Genomic DNA, 22,776 nt, shown 5'->3' on the forward strand with positions numbered 1-22,776 from the left:
AACTTTGATTTTTAATAGAATGCACTAAAAAGCGAATGGATCTAGGTGAAACGATATTCAAATACCTAACAGATATGCACTTACATCTCCGCCCTAAAGGACGGAGTTTTTCGTGCTAGTGGGATAAAGATTTGTCTCTAGATAATAGGAATGAAGCTTTATTGGAAAGAATGCGTAGCTACACTCTGCTTAAAAATGAAAAATACAATCAATTAGCAAATGAAACAAAGCAACAAACCCAAACACGCTCTCAATCTCAAAGCTATTTTCAAAAGAAAAATAAAGCTTCTAGCGGTATTGAAAGGTAACTCATCATGATAGACAAAGCAAGAAAAAACCTCAAAGACCTTAAAAGCATTTTTCTGTATTGGTATGAGATGTTTGGTTCTAATGATAAGTCTAAAGACATGATGAAAGCCTTTATGAAAGATTTGGCTTTCGCTAAGGATAAAAATGAGGTGATAAAAGCCCAAGATAACGAGTTGGTCAAAGAATTCATGCAAGAGTTAAACAGCCTCTCTTTTAAAGAACAACTAGAATTTTATCAGACCAATAGAGATTATGATCCTAGCCTTGACAATGATGAAAACTCAAGCGAATTATTAAACGCATTCACTAGCTTTCTAGAAAACTTAGAAAAACAAGAGATTACTCCTATTAGAGAGCAAAAAAGAGAAAGTGGATGGCAAAACAATGAAGATAATAAGGAAAATAGCGAACTTGAAAAAGCTTTTGAAAAGGATTTGAGCTTCTCACAATCTAATCCTATTCCCCTTGATAAAAAAGAAACTTCAAAAGAAGAAAAAGAAGCAGAACTGAAAAGCAAGGAAAAAGAACCAAAAGAAACACTAGGTTTTAACCACTCTTTAGGCGTTAGCGTTTTAAGAAGCCGAATTGAAGAAGCTAAAAATCATTTTAATGAAAAGGAAAAAGGCTCTAACAAGCGATTTAGCGATAAGGAATTTAAAAAATTCCTAAAAGACAGAGCTAAAAACGGCATGACTAATGAAGAAATGCAAGTGCTTTTATTGGTGATCAACAACAAAAAAGGTAATCTAAGACCTAGTCATAAGGAATTTTTACAAGAATGCCTAATAGAAGCGGTTTTGCACAATAAAAATATCAATAAGACCACTGAGTATGCCATTAGAAACAATATCGCACACTTGCCCATTAATAAAACAGAAGGTTTTTTAGTTAGAACTTATAATCATTCATTGGGAATTTTTAATGAAAACATTGCTGAAAAACTTAAGATCCCTAAAAAAGAAAAAGAAATACTACAACCTTTAAATGTAAATGAAAAACAAGTTTTAAACACCGCTTTAGAAAACGATGAAATAGACGCAAGAACTTTCAAACCATGGGATCTTGGAAGCAAAGAAGCAAGCAAAGAAAACGCCTCTATGAGTGAAGAATTAACACAAAATAATTCTAATTTATCTCATTTTAATGACACCGCTCAAAATAGTGTAGGACAAAATAATGTAAAAGAGCCTAACACTAAATCTAATAATTCTAAACAAAATCATTCGCTTTCAAATTCGGATCTAACTTCAAATACCGATTACAACAAGCTTGTAGCGGATATGTTTGAAAATCAAATGGACGCTAATGGCAATTATGTTGGCAAAAAATTTAGCACACAAGCTTACGACAACAAAACTCCATATAAAGTCGCTACCGGTAATGCTAGTGAGTATAGCTCTTATTTGTATTCAAAAAAAACTAAATCCAAAGATGTTGGAATGGAGCACTAATGAAAAATCAACACAAAAATCCCCCAACAAAAGCTTTAATAAAGGAGCAAAAACAAATGAAAACTTATTCATATAACCATTTTTTATTTTTCTGCTTTATTCTAGGAGCGTTTTTATTAGGTTTGCTCAGTCCAGCCTATGCTTTGAGTATTATCACCACTAAAGAAATTGAGGCTAATTTGCTTAATGGAGCGATAGAAAGCAGGGTGGTGTTAGGCAAGAGGGTGTTTAAAGTAGAAGCTCATGGGTTTTATTTTAGAAACAATGCGGCTAACAGCATAGATATAGAAATCACCAGTCTTTTAAGAGACAATCAATCGTTTCCTTTGACTAGCAGCGCTAAAACCAGTTTAAAAATACCTCCTAACGCCAAAATTAAAAAATCCACCATCCTTGTTTTGAAAGGCGAGAATGCTGAAGAAGTGGCTAAAATTTTAGGTATTAGTAAAGAAGAATACCAAAAGCTAGAAAGCATCGCTCAAACGAACGCTACCAATGACCCTATGTATGCTAACACGCCTTTTAGCAACAACCCTAACAGCCCCAATGATAACGCTATCAATGGTAAAGATGGCGTAAATGGGAGTAATGGCTATGGGATAAAGGGCAACGATGGGATAAATGGGAGCAGTGGGAGTAATGGGGTAAATGGAAATAATTCAAATAATAATGCCGTGGGCAGTGGTATTGATACAGATGGCGTGTTAGGGGTGGATGGGGTGAATGGCTCTAGTTCTTCAAGTAATGGCTCTGTAGGGGGTTATGAGAATAATTTCACCAATCATGGCTCTACTAACAATAACACAGGAGGGTATGACAATTTTAATAATGGTAGTTCAAGTGGTGGGGGGTTAGGGAATGGGGGGCTTTTCCCTATTCCTTTTGGTAATGGAGACACAAACAATTCCAATAATCCTACTAACACCACTAGCCCAACTAATGGCAGTAGTTCTAATAGCGCTATTAATCCTAACTCACAAGAAAACAATTACTCCAGCCAGTATTGTAAAGTGCCTGAATTAAGCCCCAACAACACGATGAAACTAGATGTTATCGCTAAAGATGGCTCTTGTATTTCTATGAACGCTTTAAGAGATGACACTAAATGCGCTTATAGATACGATTTTGAAGCCGGTAAAGCCATCAAGCAAACGCAATACTACTATGTAGATAGGGAAAATAAAACGCAAAATATCGGTGGTTGTGTGGATTTGCAAGGCGCTCAATACGCCATGCAACTTTACAAAGATGACAGCAAATGCGCCTTACAAACCACGAGCGATAAAGGTTATGGTATGGGGAAAACTCAAACCTTCCAAACTGAAATCGTGTTTCGTGGGATGGATAATCTAATCCATGTCGCTGTGCCTTGCAGCGATTATGCAAGGGTGCAAGACAGGATTGTCAGGTATGAAAAAAACGATAAAACCCAAACCTTAACGCCCATCGTGGATCAGTATTACAATGATCCAAACAATCCTAACAGACAGCAGATTTTAAATCGTGGGATTGCTACCCAATTAAGCTCGCAGTATCAAGAATTTGCATGCGGTCAATGGGAATACAATGACGCTAAATTAGAAGCCAAAAGACCTACAATGCTAAAAAGCTATAACAAGCTTAATGGCGAATGGGTAGAAGTTACGCCCTGTAATTTTGAAGCAGGGATTAAAAGCGGTGCGGTTGTTAGCCCTTATGTGATGGGTGTGGCTAGCTCTAAAGTCTTAAGCGATACGACTACAAGCCATTATTTTAAGATAGAAAGAAAAAATTATGGTGAGAGGGAACAATGCCAAAAACCTTATGGAGTCAATCGTTGCCAACCGCAATATTTCCATACTAATCCTAGCATCACCGATTGGAGCGCCACTTACAAAACCACTACCACTCAAACCACCATCAACAGGACTCAAAACATTTTTAAAAACGAATTGCAATTGAGTAATGATTATTTGAAGTATATAGAAATCCATCAAGGCTATTACAAGGATAACGATCTTAAACAATCGCAAGGCTATATTGATTGGACTAATTACTATCTCAATCAAAGTGAAGGCTTTTGCTCTCAATATAACATTTGGAGTGAAAGCACAAAAATTGGTAAGAATTGGTATCGTTGGTATAATAATAAAATTTCTTGCGCTCAAAGACTGATTTATAGACCTTTTCAAGGATAAGGCATGAAAGCGTTAAAGACTTTTTTAAAAAAATCCCTTATTCTGTTGTTGGCGATTGCTTTAAACCACCTGAACGCTGTGGCTATGATTGTGGATAACCCTACGCAGAACGCTTGGAATGGTGCTAAAAGAGCATGGGATGAAAGCAAGTGGGCTAAACATTTAGCCACTATCACTGAAAGGATCAAGCTCGCTCAAGACACATTAGATAGGGCTAATCAGACGCTTAATTCCATCAACAAAGTGAATGATGTTTTGAACAAAACCAATCAATTTCTAACAGGCAGTATTTTAAGCGTCCCCAATTCCATGCAGTATGTAGAAAAAATCCAAAGTTTTGCCAAACAAGTTCAAGACAACGCTGAAAGGATCAAAGAAAATGCACAAAACTATGATATACGCAATCAAATTGCAACCAAACGAATCTCTGAAAAATGCCCTGAACTCAATTGGGATGTCAGTCAGGACGCAAGTCCTACAGAGAAAAACTTACACCAATTTTTCACGAGCAAGGGGAAAGAAAGCGCTGACACAAAGGCTCTAAAGGATTTTGCTAACGCCATAGGCAACACTCAAATCAGCGCGGCTACCGATTTAGGAGCCGGACTTAGAGGCAGAGCCTTATTAGAATACATTTGCATTCAAAAAGGCAATTTAGAAGCGGCTAAAAAAATCCAATTATTAGACAGCCAAATGACTTTAGCTCTACTCAATAACGACTATACGGCTTATGAAAAACTTAGAGCTGAAAAAGAAGAATTAAAAAGACAAATCGCTTCAAATGTGTATGCTAAAGTCAAACAGCTTGCTGTAGCTTCCCAAGATAGAGCGTTTAGTCAAATGGATAATGAGTTGGGTGTTAAAACTTTTGGGTTTAACGATGAGAATGTTAAAAAAGGTTATTGCAAGAAAGAAAACAGAAATGGCAAAAGCGAGTGCATCCCTAATATGCTCAATGTTAGTCGTTTAAAAATGCAATTTGATGAGCTTAATTTAGATTATAGTAGGGATATTGCTGGCAAAAAAGGTGAAGCAGCCGCTAAAGTGTTCAATGATTACAAACACCGATTCCAGCAATTAAGCGTAGAAACTGCTTTAGAAATCGCTCAAAATTTAAGTTTTATGAATAAGACGCTAGGTTTAATGGCGCAAATGCAAAGCTATGCATTCAAGCAACAAATGGGCTATTTTGAAGATATTATTCCTGCTGACGCCCTAAAAGATGACAAAGAGCATCAAGAAAATCTTAAACAAAAACAACAAGAAATAGAAAAAGTCTATAGGGCTAAATTAGACGCTTATGGTTTCCCTAATGGTAGTGTAGGAAAGGCAAGTGGCGTGAATTTAAATAGTAATAATGAAGCTCCAAGCTCTGATAATATTCAGTCGTTTAATCCGTATTAAAATAAAGGTTATTGTGTTAAAATTAGTCAAATATTTTAAAAAGGATTTTGCATGTTTAAAAGCAGATTAAATTCATGGATTTTGTTAGGGATTTTAGGGATTTTAGTGGTGGTTTTTTGGGATGTCATAAAATACAAAATAGAAGATTTGCAACATGATCATTATCTATCACAAGTGAAAGAAAGGGAAGAATATTATAAAAACCATGTAGAAGAAGCCTTGAAAAAGGATAGCGAATGCTTTGAAAAAGGAGGCGATAAAGTGGATTGCTCGGCTGCTATGAGAATAGCCGCTGGTGAAAGAAATAGAAGAATGTTAGAGATTAAATAACATGGCTGCTCCACTACTTGCTCTACCCTTTCTTTCTAACCCTTTAGTGCTTGGTGCTTTAGCTGTCATAGGAGTGGGTGCTTACTTGTATTCCAATAAGCAAGATTCTTTAGTTGTGCAAGCAGATGGGCTTTATAGTGAAATTCTTGGGTTTTTTATTTCGTTTTCTAACAAGATCTTGAAAGGAATTGGTGAGCCTTTAGCCAATGTTATCCAACCTTTTGGTATGGTTTTAGGAGTGCTTTTAATCCTTTTGTATTCCTTTAAACGCTATCAAAACAATGATCTATTTGAAATCAAGACCTTTTTAATGCTTTTTGTGTTTGTAGGATACCTTTCTTTGTACCATTATGCTTTTAAACCTGATGGTTCTAGTAGCGGTAATGGTCGCTCCAGTTTTGCCTTTCAAAATCATGTAACAGAAATTTTTGACACGCCTGCTAACTTGCTAAATGCTGGGATTTCTAATGTGGTTAAGGAATATCAAACAAATAGCGCAAGAGAACACAAGAATATAGACACGCACCACAGCATCACTAACGCTAATATTTCATTCCATGTCAGACAAATTTTGACGAGTTTGAATAAACTATATGAAGACTTCAAAATTAATAATGGACTATCGCCAAAAACCCTTATTACAGCTGTTTTGTTATTAGTTATTTTAGGATTAGAATTGTTTTTATTATTCAAAGTTTTCTGTTATGTTTTTATGACTTATTTAGAAAAAATTATTTACTTGTCTTTGGTTATTTTCATGCTACCGCTAGGGTTTTTTCAGCAGACTAGAGGTTTTTTAGTGTCTTATGTGAAAAAAATTATTTCATTGACTTTTTACATGCCTTTGTTGTTGCTATTAGTATTATTCAACTCTTTTGCATTACAATACGCAATCAAAGTGGGAGGGAGCAATGAAATAGTGGCTAAATTTGGCATTATTGTAGTAATAGGAATTTCACTGACATTCATTCAAAAAGTCCCCGAAATGATTAACGCTATCTTTGGCACACAAGGTGGTCTAACGGATGCTAAAAGCTTTGTATATCAGGGCGTGCAAATAGCTAGTGCTGGAGCTGGAGCCATAGCTGGAAGTCTTAAGAGTGTGGGTCGTTCAGCGTTTGGCAGAACGCTAGAAGCTTATAAAGACGCAAAATCTACGATAAACAGCACCACGGCTAACATGAGAGACATGCCAGGACATCCTGGTGTTAGAGTGGGCGTGGAGACGATTGAACTTCCCAAGTCTCATAGAGCTAGCAAATGATAAAAGCTTTTTAGGGCAATTTTTGAAAATTATTTTTAGTGATAATTTTTTAAAAAACCTTAAGAGAAATCATGCAAGATTTACAAGATTTCAAGAATAATATTACACTCATTCTGTCCAAAGACAGATTAGCCGCTTATGACAGCCTAGAGCAATACAAAGAAAATTTAAAACTCATTTCTTTCATCACGCCTAAAATCTCTAACTTAGAAATTTATTTACGCAACGCTTTAGATTATTGTTTAACCCAAATCAAAGGGAGTGATTGGGTATTTAGTGAAAATTCTTTAACAAATTTAATTAACGAGCAAAAAGAAAAGAAAAAAGAAATCACGCATTCTTTGATTTTATCTAAAATGTCTTTAGGGGCAGTGATTAAGCTTATTTTTTGTTATAAATTAGAGGGGGTAATATTAGATTTAAAGCGCATCAATTTCAAATCCTATTACCCCAATAATAAAAATGCATTATTTATCAACAATAAAAAAAATCCATTATCTAGTGCTTCAAAGGTTCATATTGCTTTAAACTTGCTATGGACGATTAGAAATCGCGCGTATCATTGGGAAAACTTACTCAAAACCAAACCAAACAACCGCCCACGCATTACGACTTATTTCACTGGGTTAAAAGACAATGATAGGGCAAAAATGCCTATGAATATAAGTGTAGAACCAAGTAAAATCGTCTTGTTTTTAGATGATTTAATTAAAAGCATTGGGAATAAAGACTTGGAAAATTTAAGTGGTTTGTGAAAAGGTGGGCTTCGGTTAGCCCATTGAATGTAAGCACATTATAACTCAAAAATCAAAATAAATCAAATTTTTTAAAAACCTACTCGCTTTTTTCATTTCTTAATAACCCCCCTAACACAAGAGCCACTCTTTTATTGTGTTCTTGAGTGGTATGGATATAGATTTTAGTAGAAAGCAAAGAACTATGCCCTAACGCTCTTGAAGTTAAAACCAAATCCTGTGTTGCATCATAAATAAAAGTAGCAAAACTATGCCTAAAAAGATGCAAACCTAATCCATAAGATTTTACATCAATATTAGAGAGCTTAAAAATTTTAGCGATAAAGCCCTTTAAAGAGCAAGTTTTTTGTGTAGTGTTATTTTTTGCTTTCTTAAACACAAAACGCCCCTTAAAACTACTCAATCGTTTGCTATCACTCAACCACTCATCTAAAGATTTTTCTAGCATTTCTCGTTTAATGAACGCTTTTCGCTCTTTATTGTTTTTGCCTTTTATAAGCAAGATATAATGCTCTTTTTCTAAAACAATATTTCTCAATTCTAAATTAAAAACCTCAGATTTTCTCAAACCGCCCAAAATGATTAAGAGCAAAATACACTTATTTCTCTTTTCATAACTGCTTCTAGTTCTATAGTTTATAAGAGTATATATAAAAGATTTTAAATCTTTTGAATTTAGATGTTTAGGCAAATTATCCTTGTGTTTAGCAAAGGCTATATTTTTAAGACTAAAATAAAATTCATAATGTTTAGTCCTATCCAAGTAATCAAAAAATTGCCTAATATACATCACATATTTCGCCATTGAATTAATCTTTCTTTGTTTAGCTAACTCAAATAAAAAATTCACAAGCATTTCTTCATTGAGTAGTCTCAATCGCTTAACTTTCAAATGATTGCAAAAATAGTCAAAGAATAAAAACAATACACGCATCATCAAAATATGCTTTGTGCCTTGATTATAAATTGTATGACATAATTTTTCCAAATCTTTAATATTTTCGCATTTTTCTAATTCTATTGACAAAAATCTCATTTTTGTAAAATCCCTTACCCCATTAAAAACAACCATACGCTTAAATTTAAAAACAATAAAATCCCTAATCCCTACAAACAACTCCCTTTGACTTCTGGCGAGTGCGTTATTGTCATTTGATTTTTTCATAAAAGTCCTCTTAATATTAAATTTTTCAATAGAAATCAAAAAGAATGTAATTTATAAAAAATCAAAAACAAGGAGCTTATTTATAAAAAAAGAATAAAAAGATATATATAATATAATAATTGTAATTATATATAAATCTCTCTCCCCTATTAATAATTAAATTGTAAAGAAAAAATTTTCCGATTTATAAAAAAAACAAATTTTTAAAAATTTATGGTAGAATACAGAGATAGTTTTTAAAAAGTTAGCATTAGAAAATTAAGAAGATTAGAGCTAACTGAATGATTACATTCTTTCAACTCCGCTTCATAATGGCTTAAAACCGCTTTTGGCGTGATCGCTTTCGCTATTGAAGCGTCCTTGGTTGCTAAAAGCCGCTAAATGGTTGATCTCGGTGTTGTTTAAGCGTTTGTTTGGTGCTCCGTAATGCTTGATTAAAATTTTTCTAGCGCCTGCGTGCCTTGTACCTTGATCTAAAATGTAAAGGTCGTTTAAATCTATCTTTTTAACCTCGCCCTTGTCTAACTCTCCCTTAAAAACCTTTAAAACCTGTTGCTGTTCTTTAGTAAGCTTGCTTTCATCAATCTTTTGCAATTCTTGTAAGGCTTTTTCGTATTTAGTGGCTTTTTCTTTGATTTCTTCGCTCGCTTGTTTAACGCCGTTATTAAGCTCTTCAATGATTTTAAGCGTGTTGTTGCTAAAGTGTGATTTTTGCGTGCTTAGTTCTAACTGCTTACTAAATTCGCTTATAGAGTGGCTTCGTTCTAACGCTCTTTTAATGTGATACTTTAAAGCCGCGCCTGCGGTGGCTTCGTTTAAAGCGTAGCCACTAAACTAAAAACTTTTTTAAGAGCGCAGTTGTTGTAAGGCTTCTTTAATCGCTGCTTCTATGCTGAGATTGGGTTTTAGGGTTTTTAACACTTTATTGATTTCGGTGCTTTTAAAGCCCAAACTCTCTAGGGCTAAAAAGACTTCATTATGCATGGGTTTTGTTTCATCTTGAATGAAAAAGCCAATCAAATCCACCATGATCTTATCAGCGAGCTTTTTGCCAATGCCTGGGACTTGCTGGAGTCTTTTGACTTCTTTAGTGGCGATAATGTTTTCAAATTCATTCGGCGAAAAGCTTGAAAGAATGGCTAAAGCGATACGCCCCCCTACCCCATTGATTTTTAAAAGCCTTTCAAAAAGGATTTTTTCGCTCTCTTCTAAAAACCCGTATAAAAGATGCACATCTTCTTTGATCACTTGCAAGATTTTCAAACGCGCTTTTTGGCCCGCTTGAAGCAAAGCAGCCGTTCGCATAGAAACTTGCACCCCATAAACAACCCCTTGCACTTCTATATGCGCTTCTAAAGCAGAGATTTTTTCCACAACCCCTATCAAACCCACTATCATTTTATCCCTTTTTTTTATTTCTTGTTTTAGCCTTTTATCGTGCTTTTAGGGATTTTTTTGATTTTATGATCTTCATAGATCACGTTCACGCTTTCATTATGGCTTAACATAGCACTCAAGTTGCTCACTTTGGGGTAATTGCGATGATAAATCACGATATTTTCTTGCTTAAAGGGGTTTTTAGTTGTAATGCTTGCATGCTGGAAGCTGTTTTCTATGCTGATGAGTTTAGCGTAGCACTCGTTATTGATTTTTTGCAATTCTAGCATTTGGGCTTTTAAGATTTTCAAACGCTTTAGAGCAAACATAAACTCGCTATAAGCGTCTTTCACGCTTTCTTGTTGCATTAAAGAGCGTTTGATTTCTTCGGTGGCGTTTTTAAGCTTTTCCATGATGGCTTGATGGTTTTTAACCAAATGGTTTAAGGACTGGTGCTGAGCGATGATCTTTTTGGATTTTAACCCTAATGCATTGAGTTTTTGTTTAGCGTTTTTCAATTCTTCTTGGTTTTCTCGCCCCCCAAAAGCGTAAAAAATAAAGCGGTTGCCATTACCATCCACCTCATCAATCCAACATTGCTTGGAAAAATACAGCTTGTTATCGCTTTTGAGCTTTTCTAAAGCGATTTCTTTCGCATAGACCACACTCCCCGCGCTCGCTTCCACTTTAACGCTATTGGCATACACCTTAGCGCGCTCTAAATACTTGCACTCAAACTCTTTAGCGTAGCACACGCCCTTATGGTTAGTGATACGCGCTTTATTGGCATAGACATAGCTTTCAGGGTGGATTTGCCCCTCTATAGTGATTTCTTTGGCCACTAAGATCACATTCTTGCCCACATTGCCCTTAACGTTAATCACGCTCGCTTCTAAAATGAGATTAGAATCGATCGCATCGCTCAATTCGTCTTTAGCTTGAATCTCTAAAGCTAACCCGCTCTCCACTCCCCCTAAAAGATTAGGCACTTCAATGGATTTGATCCCATTTTTAAAAATAAAATTTTGCTTAGAAACCAAACGCCCTTTTTCCATTTTAACCCCTTGTAAGGCTTTGGAGTAATACACTAAAGCGTTATTTTCTTCTCTTTCCTCAAAAGCGTTTTTGTCATGCCCTATAGGGGTGGGCGAATGGGCAACTTTAGGCAATTCAATATAAAGGCCTTTAAGGTTACGGCCGTCTCTGCCTTGTTTGGGGCAATTCACGCAAGCGACTTTTTGGTTTTCTTTAGCGATATAGTAATTTTCTTTAACAAAAGATTCTTCTTGATCGCTTAAAAAAATGGTATGGGTTGGAAGGTATTCTTCTTCTAATAAAAAATGGGATTGTTCTTCTACATTAGGGATAAAGGTTAAAGAAGCGTATAAAATAAAGCGCTTATTTTGGGCTTCTTTTTGATATTTTCTCAATTCTGTTTTTAAATTTTCATACATTTGTGAAAGGTGGCGAAACACCACGCCTTCAAAAGCCAAACGCTCTTTAATATACGCAAACATTTCTTGGTAATATTCTTCAGTGTCTAGGACAATAAAACACTCGTCTAAAATAATTTCTATTTTGCTTAAATCTTCATCCACTTCCACTTCAAAAAAGCGCTTATAAGCGTTTGATTTGATTTTAATGTCGTGGGTTTGATAAAGGGTTAGCTCTTTTTTTTCATAGTATTCCTCTTCTTCTAATTGTTGCAATTCCCCACCAAAAGCCTCGCTAAAATCGTCTTTAGCGCTGTTTTTGATAAAAATAGAAGTTTTTAAAATCTCAAACCATAGATCTTCTGTTTGTAATTTATTTTCAGCGGCCGCTTTTCTTAATTCTTTTTGAATGTCTTTGCACCGCTCAACTTTTATAGGGGCAAAACGCTCCAAGCTCATTTTTTAATCCTTAAATGGTATTATAAAGATTTAGAAAAAGAAATATGCTAACAAAAAAACACTGAAAATTAGGTAATAAATACAACTAGTATGCTAAAAAAAATATTTTTAACCAACAGCTTAGGGATTTTATGCTCTAGGATTTTTGGCTTTTTACGGGATTTGATGATGGCCAATATTCTAGGGGCTGGGGTGTATAGCGATATTTTCTTTGTGGCTTTCAAATTGCCTAATCTATTCAGGCGTATTTTTGCGGAAGGCTCTTTTTCTCAAAGCTTTTTACCAAGCTTCATACGAAGCTCCATTAAAGGGAGCTTTGCGAGTTTGGTGGGGCTTATTTTTTGTGGCGTTTTATTCATATGGTGCTTATTAGTAGCACTCAATCCCTTATGGCTAACCAAACTCCTAGCTTACGGCTTTGATGAAGAAACAATCAAATTATGTGCCCCTATTGTAGCGATCAATTTTTGGTATCTTTTATTGGTGTTTATCACCACTTTTTTGGGCGCGCTTTTACAATACAAACACAGCTTTTTTGCCAGCGCTTATAGCACAAGCTTACTCAATGCATGCATGATTTCAGCCCTTTTCATTTCTAAAGAAAAAACGCATTTAGAAGCGTTGTATTATTTGAGTTATGGCGTGCTTTTAGGGGGTGTGGCTCAAATTTTATTACACTTTTATCCTTTAGTAAAATTAGGCTTATGGGATTTATTATCTAAAGGGTTGTTGGGTTTTAAGACTAAAAATACAAACAAAAAAGAATATCGTTTGGATAGGGTTAAAAAGGATTTGAAAGGGTTTTTCAAGCAGTTTTTCCCTAGCGTTTTGGGCAATTCTAGCGCTCAGATCGCTTCTTTTTTAGACACCACGATCGCCTCTTTTTTAGCGAGCGGGAGCGTGTCTTATTTGTATTACGCTAACAGAGTCTTTCAGCTCCCTTTAGCTTTATTTGCTATCGCTATTTCCACAGCTCTTTTCCCTAGCATTGCGATCGCGCTTAAAAACAATCAGCAGGATTTAGTCTTACAACGCTTGCAAAAGGCGTGGTTTTTCTTGGTGGGGGTTTTGCTTCTTTGCAGCATTGGGGGGATCATGTTAAGCAAAGAAATCACCGAGCTTTTATTTGAAAGGGGGCAATTTAGCCCTAAAGACACCCTAATCACTTCGCAAGTCTTTTCGCTCTATCTTTTAGGCTTGCTCCCTTTTGGGCTAACTAAACTCTTTTCTTTGTGGCTTTATGCGAAATTAGAGCAAAAAAAAGCGGCTAAAATCTCTTTAATTTCGCTTTTTTTAGGTTTGGTGGCTTCTTTGAGTTTAATGCCTTTGTTAGGGGTTTTAGGCTTGGCGTTAGCGAATAGTTTGAGCGGGTTGTTTTTATTTGTTTTAACGATAAAAGCGTTTGGCTTTCAATTATTCTTGGGTATAATTAAAAATTTAAAATCATGGCTTGTAATTCTTTTTCTCGCTTGCGTGGAAATCTTATTACTCTTAGCGTTCAAATCGTGGGTTACACATTTATATTTATTTTATTATTTTCAAGGTTTTTAAATGTTTATTTATGATACCAAATTAAAACAAAAAGTCCCTTTTGAGCCTTTAGTTGAAAAAAAGGCGAATATTTATGTGTGCGGGCCTACGGTGTATGATGACGCTCATTTAGGGCATGCCAGGAGCGCGATTGCTTTTGATTTGTTAAGGCGAACGCTTGAATTGAGCGGCTATGAAGTGGTGCTAGTAAGGAATTTCACGGATATTGATGATAAAATCATCAACAAAGCCCTAAAAGAAAACAAAAGCATTCAAGAATTAAGCAGCATTTATATTGAATCTTACACGAGGGATTTAAACGCTTTGAATGTGAAAAAACCCAGCCTAGAGCCTAAAGCGAGCGAGTATTTAGACGCTATGGTAAGCATGATTGAAACGCTTTTAGAAAAAAATATCGCTTATCAAGTCTCTAATGGGGATATTTATTTAGACACGAGCAAGGATAAAGATTACGGCTCTTTGAGCGTGCATAATAGCAGCATTGAATTTGGCCGTATTGGTTTGGTGCAAGAAAAACGGCTTGAGCAGGATTTTGTGTTATGGAAAAGTTATAAGGGGGATAATGATGTGGGCTTTGATAGCTCTTTAGGCAAAGGGCGCCCTGGCTGGCATATAGAATGCTCTAGCATGGTTTTTGAAACTTTAGCGCTCGCTAACGCCCCTTATCAAATTGACATCCATGCAGGCGGAGCGGATTTGTTATTCCCCCACCATGAAAATGAAGCGTGCCAAACCCGTTGCGCCTTTGGCGTGGAGCTTGCCAAATACTGGATGCATAACGGCTTTGTGAATATCAATAACGAAAAAATGTCTAAAAGTTTAGGGAATAGCTTTTTCATTAAAGACGCCCTCAAAAACTATGATGGCGAGATTTTGCGCAATTATTTATTGGGGGTGCATTATCGCTCTGTTTTGAATTTCAATGAAGAAGACTTGTTAATGAGTAAAAAACGCTTGGATAAAATCTATCGTTTGAAGCAGCGCGTTTTAGGGACTTTAGGAGGAATAAATCCAAACTTTAAAAAAGAAATTTTAGAATGCATGCAAGATGATTTAAATATTTCTAAAGCGTTGAGCGTTTTAGAAAGCATGCTTTCTTCTACGAATGAAAAACTGGATCAAAACCCTAAAAACAAGGCTTTGAAAGGCGAAATTTTAGCGAATTTGAAATTCATAGAAGAACTGCTTGGCATCGGGTTTAAAGACCCTAGCGCCTATTTCCAATTAGGCGTGAGCGAAAGCGAAAAACAAGAAATTGAAAGCAAGATAGAAGAAAGAAAACGCGCCAAAGAACAAAAAGATTTTTTAAAAGCCGATAGCATCAGAGAAGAGCTTTTGAAACAAAAAATCGCTTTGATGGACACCCCACAAGGCACGATTTGGGAGAAGCTTTTTTAAACGCCTCCCATTTTACCTTTTTACACGCTCTAGCCACAAATTCCAATGAGAGAAGTTTTTTAAACGCCTCCAATTTTACCTTTTTACATACTCTAACCACAAATTCTAGCAATATTGCTTTTTAATCTTGTTGAGTTTTATGTTTATTTACCTTAATTTGATAAAAGTTTAACATTGGTTGTAGATGCTACATATTTATAACCTTAATCGTAAATGCAACAGAAATTTTCTGGTCTAAAGTCGCACCCTTTGTGCAAAAATCGTTTTACAAAAAGAAAGGAAAGAAATGGAAATACAACAAACACACCGCAAAATCAATCGCCCTTTAGTTTCTCTTGTTTTAGCAGGAGCGTTGATTAGCGCCATACCGCAACAAAGTCATGCCGCCTTTTTCACGACCGTGATCATTCCAGCCATTGTTGGGGGTATCGCTACAGGCACCGCTGTAGGAACGGTTTCAGGGCTTCTTAGCTGGGGGCTCAAACAAGCCGAAGAAGCCAATAAAACCCCAGATAAACCCGATAAAGTTTGGCGCATTCAAGCAGGAAAAGGCTTTAATGAATTCCCCAACAAGGAATACGACTTATACCAATCCCTTTTATCCAGTAAGATTGATGGAGGTTGGGACTGGGGGAACGCCGCTAGGCATTATTGGGTCAAAGGCGGGCAGCAGAACAAGCTTGAAGTGGATATGAAAGACGCTGTAGGGACTTATAAACTATCAGGGCTTAGAAACTTTACTGGTGGGGATTTAGACGTCAATATGCAAAAAGCCACTTTACGCTTAGGCCAATTCAATGGCAATTCTTTCACAAGCTATAAGGATAGTGCTGATCGCACCACGAGAGTGAATTTCAACGCTAAAAATATCTCAATTGATAATTTTGTAGAAATCAACAATCGTGTGGGTTCTGGAGCCGGGAGAAAGGCCAGCTCTACGGTTTTGACTTTGCAAGCTTCAGAAGGGATCACTAGCAGTAAAAATGCGGAAATTTCTCTTTATGATGGCGCCACGCTTAACTTGGCTTCAAACAGCGTTAAATTAAATGGTAATGTGTGGATGGGCCGTTTGCAATATGTGGGAGCGTATTTGGCCCCTTCATACAGCACGATCAACACTTCAAAAGTTCAAGGAGAAGTGGATTTTAACCATCTCACTGTGGGGGATCAAAACGCCGCTCAAGCGGGCATTATAGCTAGCAATAAGACTCATATTGGCACACTGGATTTGTGGCAAAGTGCCGGGTTAAACATTATCGCCCCTCCAGAAGGCGGCTACAAGGATAAACCTAATAATACCACTCCTCAAAGTGGCACTAAAAACGACAAGCAACAGATCAGTCAAAATAACAATAGCAACACAGAGGTCATTAACCCACCCAATAACACGCAAAAAACAGAAACTGAACCCACGCAAGTCATTGATGGGCCTTTTGCGGGTGGCAAAGACACGGTTGTCAATATTGATCGCATCAACACTAAAGCCGATGGCACGATTAGAGTGGGAGGGTTTAAAGCTTCTCTTACCACCAATGCAGCTCATTTGAATATCGGCAAAGGCGGTGTCAATCTGTCCAATCAAGCGAGCGGGCGCACCCTTTTAGTGGAGAATCTAACCGGGAATATCACCGTTGATGGGGCGTTAAGGGTGAATAATCAAGTGGGTGGCTATGCTTTGGCAGGATCAAGCGCGAATTTTGAATTTAAGGCTGGTGTGGATACTAAAAACGGCACAGCCACTTTTAATAACGATATTAGTTTGGGAAGATTTGTGAATTTAAAGGTGGATGCTCATACAGCTAATTTTAAAGGTATTGATACGGGTAATGGTGGGTTCAACACCTTAGACTTTAGTGGTGTTACAGACAAAGTCAATATCAACAAGCTCATTACGGCTTCCACTAATGTGGCCGTTAAAAACTTCAACATTAATGAATTGATTGTTAAAACCAATGGTGTGAGTGTGGGGGAATACACTCATTTTAGCGAAGATATAGGCAGTCAATCGCGCATCAATACCGTGCGTTTGGAAACTGGCACTAGGTCAATCTTTTCTGGGGGTGTTAAATTTAAAAGCGGTGAAAAATTGGTTATAGATGAGTTTTACTATAGCCCTTGGAATTATTTTGACGCTAGGAATATTAAAAATGTTGAAATCACCAAAAAACTCGCTTCTTCAACCCCAGAAAACCCTTGGGGCACATCAAAGCTTATGTTTAATAATCTAACCCTGGGTCAAAATGCGGTCATGGACTATAGTCAATTTTCAAATTTAACCATCCAAGGAGATTTTATCAACAATCAAGGCACTATCAACTATCTAGTCCGAGGTGGGCAAGTGGCAACCTTAAATGTAGGCAATGCAGCAGCTATGATGTTTAGTAATGATATAGACAGCGCGACCGGATTTTACAAACCGCTCATCAAGATTAACAGCGCTCAAGATCTCATTAAAAATACAGAGCATGTTTTATTGAAAGCGAAAATCATTGGTTATGGTAATGTTTCTACAGGTACCAATGGCATTAGTAATGTTAATCTAGAAGAGCAATTCAAAGAGCGCCTAGCCCTTTATAACAACAATAACCGCATGGATACTTGTGTGGTGCGAAATGAAAATGACATTAAAGCATGCGGTATGGCTATCGGCAATCAAAGCATGGTGAACAACCCTGAAAATTACAAGTATCTTATCGGTAAGGCATGGAAAAATATAGGCATCAGTAAAACGGCTAACGGCTCTAAAATTTCGGTGTATTATTTAGGCAATTCTACGCCTACTGAGAATGGTGGCAATACCACCAACTTACCCACAAACACCACTAATAATGCGCGTTCTGCTAACTACGCCCTCGTGAAGAACGCTCCTTTCGCTCACAGCGCCACTCCTAATTTAGTCGCTATCAATCAGCATGATTTTGGCACTATTGAAAGCGTGTTTGAATTGGCTAACCGCTCTAAGGATATTGACACGCTTTATACTCATTCAGGCGCGCAAGGCAGGAATCTCTTACAAACCTTATTGATTGATAGCCATGATGCGGGTTATGCCAGACAAATGATTGATAACACAAGCACCGGTGAAATCACTAAACAATTGAATGCGGCCACTGACGCTTTAAACAATGTAGCCAGTTTAGAGCATAAAACCAGCGGCTTACAAACCTTGAGCTTGAGCAATGCGATGATTTTAAATTCTCGTTTAGTCAATCTCTCCAGGAGACACACTAACAATATTAACTCGTTCGCTCAACGCTTACAAGCTTTAAAAGGCCAAAGATTCGCTTCTTTAGAGAGCGCGGCAGAAGTGTTGTATCAATTTGCCCCTAAATATGAAAAACCCACCAATGTTTGGGCTAACGCTATTGGGGGAGCGAGCTTGAATAATGGCTCTAATGCTTCATTATATGGCACAAGCGCCGGCGTAGACGCTTACCTTAATGGGAATATAGAAGCCATTGTGGGCGGTTTTGGAAGCTATGGTTATAGCTCTTTTAGCAATCAAGCGAACTCTCTTAACTCTGGGGCCAATAACGCTAATTTTGGCGTGTATAGCCGTATTTTTGCCAACCAGCATGAATTTGATTTTGAAGCTCAAGGGGCTGTAGGGAGCGATCAATCAAGCTTGAATTTCAAAAGCGCTCTATTACAAGATTTGAATCAAAGCTATAATTACTTAGCCTATAGCGCCACAACAAGAGCGAGCTATGGTTATGACTTCGCGTTTTTTAGGAACGCTTTAGTGTTAAAACCAAGCGTGGGCGTGAGCTATAACCATTTAGGTTCAACCAACTTTAAAAGCAATAGCCAATCACAAGTGGCTTTAAAAAATGGCGCGAGCAGTCAGCATTTATTCAACGCTAACGCTAACATGGAAGCGCGCTATTATTATGGGGACACTTCATACTTCTATTTGCATGCGGGAGTTTTACAAGAGTTCGCTCACTTTGGATCGAATGATGTGGCATCTTTAAACACCTTTAAAATCAATGCCGCTCGCAGTCCTTTAAGCACCTATGCAAGAGCGATGATGGGTGGGGAATTGCGATTAGCTAAAGAAGTGTTTTTGAATTTGGGCGTGGTTTATTTGCACAATTTGATTTCCAACGCAAGCCATTTCGCTTCCAATTTAGGAATGAGGTATAGTTTCTAAATACCACTCTTAAACCCATGCTCAAAGCATGGGTTTGAAATCTTACAAAACATTTAACCCCTACAACGCATACACGACAAGCTTATTATCATGCCAGATCGCTTCTAAGGGCGTGTCATAAAGCGCACTTAAATTGTGCGAAGTCATAGCGATTGGCGTGGAAGCTTGCAAAAAAAGTTTTTTATCTTTGAGCATGACCACATGCGTGGAGTGCCTAGCAACCAAATTAGGGTCATGGATATTGACTAAAACGCTCAATTCTCGTTTTTTCATCTCATCTTTAATCGCATCAAAAAAAAGGGCTTGGTTTTTTAAATCTAAAGCGCTCGTAGGCTCATCTAATAACAATAAGGGCGTTCTTTGCAACAAGCTTCTGGCTAAAAGCACCATTTGCCTTTGCCCGCCGGACAAATCGTTAATGCCTTGATCTTTTAAAGACTCTAAATCCAAGCGCTCTAAAACGCTAGTCGCTTCTTTAATGTGCTTGGCTTTAGGCATAGCGAATAGATTCAAATGCGTCGCCTTCCCCATTAAAACAAAATCCAGCACGCTGAAATTAAACGCATAATATTCCACTTGGGGGATATAAGCAATTAGTTTGGCTTTTTCATAAGGCTTTAAGGGTAAAATATCCTTGTTACACGCTTTGATTTCGGTTTCTTCTAAAGGCTTTAAAAGCCCTAAAAGGCATTTTAAAAGCGTGGTTTTACCCGAGCCATTAGGCGCTAAAATGCTGGTGATGCTGTTTTTTGGCACGCTAAAACTCAACTTGTCTAAAATGAGTTTTTGAGAATATTTAAAGGACAGGTTTTTAACTTCTAAGACCATCACACCCCCCTAGTTCTAAACAAAAGCCACAAGAAAAAAGGCGCTCCTAAAACGCTTGTCGCAATGCCTACCGGTAAATCATAGGGGGTAATGGTTTTGGCCACCACATCCGCTAGAAGCAAGAAAAACGCCCCCATTAACAAAGAGCTTAAAAGCAATTTTTGTAAATTCGCCCCAAAAAACAACCTAGCCACATGCGGAATGACTAACCCAATCCAGCCGATCGTGCCGGACACGCTCACCGCTAAAGCGCTCGCAACGCTCACGCACACCAAACAAAGCGATCGCAACAGCACGGGATTAATCCCCAAGCTCAAACTTTGCGCATCGCTCAAGCTCAATAAATTGATGCGCCACCTTAACAAAAAAAGCGGGATAAAGCCTAAGGATAGCCCTATGAAAGCGATCAAGCAATCCTTATAACTGCTTAAAGACAAGCTCCCTAAAAGCCACACGACAATCGCTTGCGCTTTTTGGGGGATCACAAAGAATTTTATCGCTCCGGCAAGTGCGCTTAAAAACGCGCTCAACACCACCCCTGAAAGCACCAACGAAAGGACGGAATTACCTAAAACCCTATTCATCGCCAAAACAGCAAGGCTGGCCAAAATCGCCCCAAAGAACGCTAAAATCGCAATGTTAGACTCCACTACCGCTATCGCCATCGCCACGCCTAGCATCGCCCCACTAGAAATCCCTAATAAAAAAGGATCAACTAAGGGGTTTCTAAAAATCGTTTGCATCACCACCCCACTCCCGGACAAACTCGCCCCCACTAAAAGCGCTAAAATCACTCGTGGTAATCGTATTTCTAAAATAATAACACTTAAAGAGCTCAGTTCTTCATTGTATAAAAAGTGGTTTTTCACATTCAGGCACACTTCTTGCCATTCTTCCAAACTCAAGGACTCCCCCCCAAACAACAACACCACCACCGCTAAAATCACGCAAGCTAAGGCAATATGATAGGTTTTAAGCATCACGCTTCCTTTTAAGAACAATTAATCTGAACAAAGAATCATACCAGCTACTGGGGAGGATTCTATATAACGCTAGCAATAATTGGGTTTTTAAGCCGATCAAATAACGAGCCTTGATTTTTTGACTCATGCTAAGAAAAACGATTTTTTGCGCCACGGCTTTAGGGCTTAGGGCGTTTTGATACACGCCAGAATAAAAGCTTTTAGCCGCATCCACTTCTAACGCATAAAGGCTATCTTCGCTCTCAAAATTCTCAACTGAAAAAGCGGTTTTCTCCCAATTGCTTTTCACCGGGCCTGGCTCAATCAAACACACTTGAACGTTAAAGGGTTTGAGCTCTAAACGCAAAGCATCGCTATAAGCCTCTAAAGCATGCTTACTCGCACTATAATGGCCTAAGAAGAGCATGCTCACACGCCCTGCTATGGAAGAAAGGTTAAAAATCTTAGAATGGGGCTTGTTTTTTAATAAGGGCAAACAGAGTTGCACCACTTCACAAAGGGCGAAAAAATTCACGCTAAATTGCTTTTTAACCTCTTCAATAGGCGTGTCTTCTACGCTCCCAAACACCCCATAACCGGCGGAATTGATCAAAACATCGCAATGATCTTCTTTAGCGCTGATGTTTAAAAACACTTCTTTCAAAGCGTTAGAATCGCTCACATCAATATCAACGCACTCGCATAACGCATGGTTTAACGCTACGCACAAAGTCGCATGCCTAGAGAGCGCATAGACTTTATACCCTTGATCTAACAGCATTAACGCGCACTCTAACCCAATCCCAGAACTCGCCCCAGTGATAACCGCCACCTTTTGGCTTTCTTTCTTCTCTCCAACGCCCATTCTCTAACGCTAACCCTCTTATTATTTTTATAATTCCTCTAATATTCACTCAATATTACTTAATTTTTACTAACATATAGTTCTTGGAATGTTTTTTACAAAAAACATTTTTAACACCAATTTTAATTAAGGAGAAGCAATGCCTCAAATACAATCATCGCATTCTAACCATTTTGATTTTACTATAGACACAGCGGATCGCACTAAATTATTGATGAGCTATCTGGTTGTGCCTACAACCGCTAATTTCAATAATGTCATGCATGGGGGGGAATTATTGAATTTGTTGGATAAAGTGGCTTATGTGTGCTCAACTCGTTATTGCGCTAAAGGAACGGTCACTTTAAGCGTGGATGGGGTTACTTTCAAATACCCCATTCCTGTAGGGAATTTGCTCACTTTTTTAGCCAGCATCAATTATGTGGGCAACACCTCGTGCGAAGTGGGGATTAAGGTTTTGAGCGAAGATATTAAAACTCGTGAAATCACGCACACGAATTCATGCTATTTCACGATGGTGGCTGTAGAAAATGGCAAACCCACCCCCATGCCCAAATACGAGCCTAAAACAGAGGTTGAAATCCGCCGTTATGAAGGGGCTTTGAAGCGTAAAGAAATGCGCACACGAGGGTATTTGAAAAGCGGGAAACACGAGAATATTTAAAAAATAAAAAAGCGTGAGCGGCGTTTTAACCCTGAATTTTACCCCTAAAAAAGGGGGGGTAGTTGGTGAGCGATTCATTTAAGCGTTATAAGTTGTGTGGGCGATTTACAAAACAACTCGCTATGACTGCCTAAGCCATAAAAAAGCGTTGCTTTTCACTCTATAAGTGCCAAGAATTTTAAAAATTTGGCTAAACGCTAGGATTTCACAATCTCAGTAAAATTGCTAAAG

16 protein-coding genes and 2 pseudogenes are annotated in these 22,776 nt (G+C 37.6%); 11 read left to right on the forward strand and 7 right to left on the reverse strand.

What is annotated here, in order from left to right:
- Nucleotides 1-125 precede the first annotated feature (125 nt).
- The 7 genes and pseudogenes from H7N67_RS07465 to H7N67_RS07495 form a co-directional block, all read left to right on the forward strand.
- Nucleotides 126-308 (forward strand): annotated as a pseudogene (locus H7N67_RS07465) (hypothetical protein); the annotation flags it as partial.
- A 6-nt stretch (nucleotides 309-314) separates the two neighbouring features.
- A complete protein-coding gene (locus tag H7N67_RS07470) occupies nucleotides 315-1,760 on the forward strand; it encodes a hypothetical protein (protein WP_187939564.1) in 1,446 nt (481 codons plus the stop codon).
- Nucleotides 1,760-3,937 (forward strand): competence protein, encoded by a 2,178-nt coding sequence (locus H7N67_RS07475; RefSeq protein WP_187939565.1) that lies wholly within the window; start codon nucleotides 1,760-1,762, stop codon nucleotides 3,935-3,937. The genes H7N67_RS07470 and H7N67_RS07475 overlap by 1 nt, the downstream gene beginning before the upstream one ends.
- A gap of 3 nt (nucleotides 3,938-3,940) precedes the next feature.
- Entirely contained in the window at nucleotides 3,941-5,341 is a 1,401-nt protein-coding gene (locus H7N67_RS07480) for a hypothetical protein (RefSeq protein WP_187939566.1), read from the forward strand.
- A 51-nt stretch (nucleotides 5,342-5,392) separates the two neighbouring features.
- The gene (locus H7N67_RS07485) at nucleotides 5,393-5,671 is read left to right on the forward strand and encodes a hypothetical protein (RefSeq protein ID WP_000477189.1); all 279 of its coding nucleotides are present in this window, start codon (nucleotides 5,393-5,395) and stop codon (nucleotides 5,669-5,671) included.
- A 1-nt stretch (nucleotide 5,672) separates the two neighbouring features.
- Complete coding sequence (locus tag H7N67_RS07490) at nucleotides 5,673-6,935, forward strand: type IV secretion system protein (RefSeq protein WP_187939567.1); 1,263 nt, start codon at nucleotides 5,673-5,675, stop codon at nucleotides 6,933-6,935.
- Nucleotides 6,936-7,006: 71 nt separating this feature from the next.
- Nucleotides 7,007-7,690 (forward strand): CAAX protease, encoded by a 684-nt coding sequence (locus H7N67_RS07495; protein ID WP_187939568.1) that lies wholly within the window; start codon nucleotides 7,007-7,009, stop codon nucleotides 7,688-7,690.
- 79 nt (nucleotides 7,691-7,769) lie between these two features.
- Here the strand turns inward: H7N67_RS07495 and H7N67_RS07500 are convergent, their stop codons facing one another.
- The 4 genes and pseudogenes from H7N67_RS07500 to H7N67_RS07515 form a co-directional block, all read right to left on the reverse strand.
- Nucleotides 7,770-8,855, reverse strand: a complete 1,086-nt coding sequence (locus H7N67_RS07500) for a tyrosine-type recombinase/integrase (protein ID WP_187939569.1) — start codon at nucleotides 8,853-8,855, stop codon at nucleotides 7,770-7,772.
- A 410-nt stretch (nucleotides 8,856-9,265) separates the two neighbouring features.
- Nucleotides 9,266-9,635 (reverse strand): annotated as a pseudogene (locus H7N67_RS08045) (DUF3519 domain-containing protein); the annotation flags it as partial.
- Between the two features lie 66 nt (nucleotides 9,636-9,701).
- Nucleotides 9,702-10,253, reverse strand: coding sequence for a Holliday junction branch migration protein RuvA (gene ruvA, locus H7N67_RS07510; protein ID WP_187939571.1), 552 nt, complete (start codon nucleotides 10,251-10,253; stop codon nucleotides 9,702-9,704).
- Between the two features lie 26 nt (nucleotides 10,254-10,279).
- Nucleotides 10,280-12,124 (reverse strand): FapA family protein, encoded by a 1,845-nt coding sequence (locus tag H7N67_RS07515; protein ID WP_187939572.1) that lies wholly within the window; start codon nucleotides 12,122-12,124, stop codon nucleotides 10,280-10,282.
- 90 nt (nucleotides 12,125-12,214) lie between these two features.
- Between H7N67_RS07515 and murJ the strand changes: the two genes are divergently transcribed.
- The 3 genes from murJ (at nucleotide 12,215) to H7N67_RS07530 (ending at nucleotide 19,226) form a co-directional block, all read left to right on the forward strand.
- Nucleotides 12,215-13,675 carry a murein biosynthesis integral membrane protein MurJ gene (gene murJ / locus H7N67_RS07520; protein ID WP_187939573.1) on the forward strand — a complete coding sequence of 487 codons (1,461 nt, stop codon included), beginning with the start codon at nucleotides 12,215-12,217 and terminating at the stop codon, nucleotides 13,673-13,675.
- Nucleotides 13,676-15,073 (forward strand): cysteine--tRNA ligase, encoded by a 1,398-nt coding sequence (cysS, locus tag H7N67_RS07525; protein WP_187939574.1) that lies wholly within the window; start codon nucleotides 13,676-13,678, stop codon nucleotides 15,071-15,073.
- 286 nt (nucleotides 15,074-15,359) lie between these two features.
- On the forward strand, nucleotides 15,360-19,226 hold the full coding sequence (locus tag H7N67_RS07530; protein ID WP_187939575.1) for a vacuolating cyotoxin family protein: 3,867 nt from the start codon (nucleotides 15,360-15,362) through the stop codon (nucleotides 19,224-19,226).
- 60 nt (nucleotides 19,227-19,286) lie between these two features.
- Here the strand turns inward: H7N67_RS07530 and H7N67_RS07535 are convergent, their stop codons facing one another.
- Genes H7N67_RS07535 through H7N67_RS07545 form a run of 3 tightly spaced genes read right to left on the reverse strand, consistent with a single transcriptional unit; the run spans nucleotide 19,287 to nucleotide 21,881 of the window.
- A complete protein-coding gene (locus H7N67_RS07535; RefSeq protein ID WP_000242349.1) occupies nucleotides 19,287-20,054 on the reverse strand; it encodes an ABC transporter ATP-binding protein in 768 nt (255 codons plus the stop codon).
- Nucleotides 20,054-21,034: a FecCD family ABC transporter permease gene (locus tag H7N67_RS07540; protein WP_000921465.1), complete on the reverse strand. Its 981-nt coding sequence runs from the start codon at nucleotides 21,032-21,034 to the stop codon at nucleotides 20,054-20,056. The genes H7N67_RS07535 and H7N67_RS07540 overlap by 1 nt, the downstream gene beginning before the upstream one ends.
- Nucleotides 21,027-21,881 carry an SDR family oxidoreductase gene (locus H7N67_RS07545; protein ID WP_187939576.1) on the reverse strand — a complete coding sequence of 285 codons (855 nt, stop codon included), beginning with the start codon at nucleotides 21,879-21,881 and terminating at the stop codon, nucleotides 21,027-21,029. The genes H7N67_RS07540 and H7N67_RS07545 overlap by 8 nt, the downstream gene beginning before the upstream one ends.
- Before the next feature lie 139 nt (nucleotides 21,882-22,020).
- On the opposite strand from H7N67_RS07545, the gene H7N67_RS07550 reads away from it, so the two are divergent.
- Nucleotides 22,021-22,545: an acyl-CoA thioesterase gene (locus tag H7N67_RS07550; RefSeq protein ID WP_001135604.1), complete on the forward strand. Its 525-nt coding sequence runs from the start codon at nucleotides 22,021-22,023 to the stop codon at nucleotides 22,543-22,545.
- The last annotated feature ends 231 nt before the right edge of the window (nucleotides 22,546-22,776 follow it).

The organism is Helicobacter pylori (assembly GCF_014498195.1).
GTDB lineage: Bacteria > Campylobacterota > Campylobacteria > Campylobacterales > Helicobacteraceae > Helicobacter > Helicobacter pylori_DO.

What these genes read in the sequence shown, in the direction of transcription:
- H7N67_RS07470 (WP_187939564.1), top strand. Translation starts at nt 315, where the DNA reads ATGATAGACAAAGCAAGAAAAAACCTCAAAGACCTTAAAAGCATTTTT.
- H7N67_RS07475 (WP_187939565.1), top strand. Translation starts at nt 1,760, where the DNA reads ATGAAAAATCAACACAAAAATCCCCCAACAAAAGCTTTAATAAAGGAG.
- H7N67_RS07480 (WP_187939566.1), top strand. Translation starts at nt 3,941, where the DNA reads ATGAAAGCGTTAAAGACTTTTTTAAAAAAATCCCTTATTCTGTTGTTG.
- H7N67_RS07485 (WP_000477189.1), top strand. Translation starts at nt 5,393, where the DNA reads ATGTTTAAAAGCAGATTAAATTCATGGATTTTGTTAGGGATTTTAGGG.
- H7N67_RS07490 (WP_187939567.1), top strand. Translation starts at nt 5,673, where the DNA reads ATGGCTGCTCCACTACTTGCTCTACCCTTTCTTTCTAACCCTTTAGTG.
- H7N67_RS07495 (WP_187939568.1), top strand. Translation starts at nt 7,007, where the DNA reads ATGCAAGATTTACAAGATTTCAAGAATAATATTACACTCATTCTGTCC.
- H7N67_RS07500 (WP_187939569.1), bottom strand. Translation starts at nt 8,855, where the DNA reads ATGAAAAAATCAAATGACAATAACGCACTCGCCAGAAGTCAAAGGGAG.
- ruvA (WP_187939571.1), bottom strand. Translation starts at nt 10,253, where the DNA reads ATGATAGTGGGTTTGATAGGGGTTGTGGAAAAAATCTCTGCTTTAGAA.
- H7N67_RS07515 (WP_187939572.1), bottom strand. Translation starts at nt 12,124, where the DNA reads ATGAGCTTGGAGCGTTTTGCCCCTATAAAAGTTGAGCGGTGCAAAGAC.
- murJ (WP_187939573.1), top strand. Translation starts at nt 12,215, where the DNA reads ATGCTAAAAAAAATATTTTTAACCAACAGCTTAGGGATTTTATGCTCT.
- cysS (WP_187939574.1), top strand. Translation starts at nt 13,676, where the DNA reads ATGTTTATTTATGATACCAAATTAAAACAAAAAGTCCCTTTTGAGCCT.
- H7N67_RS07530 (WP_187939575.1), top strand. Translation starts at nt 15,360, where the DNA reads ATGGAAATACAACAAACACACCGCAAAATCAATCGCCCTTTAGTTTCT.
- H7N67_RS07535 (WP_000242349.1), bottom strand. Translation starts at nt 20,054, where the DNA reads ATGGTCTTAGAAGTTAAAAACCTGTCCTTTAAATATTCTCAAAAACTC.
- H7N67_RS07540 (WP_000921465.1), bottom strand. Translation starts at nt 21,034, where the DNA reads ATGCTTAAAACCTATCATATTGCCTTAGCTTGCGTGATTTTAGCGGTG.
- H7N67_RS07545 (WP_187939576.1), bottom strand. Translation starts at nt 21,881, where the DNA reads ATGGGCGTTGGAGAGAAGAAAGAAAGCCAAAAGGTGGCGGTTATCACT.
- H7N67_RS07550 (WP_001135604.1), top strand. Translation starts at nt 22,021, where the DNA reads ATGCCTCAAATACAATCATCGCATTCTAACCATTTTGATTTTACTATA.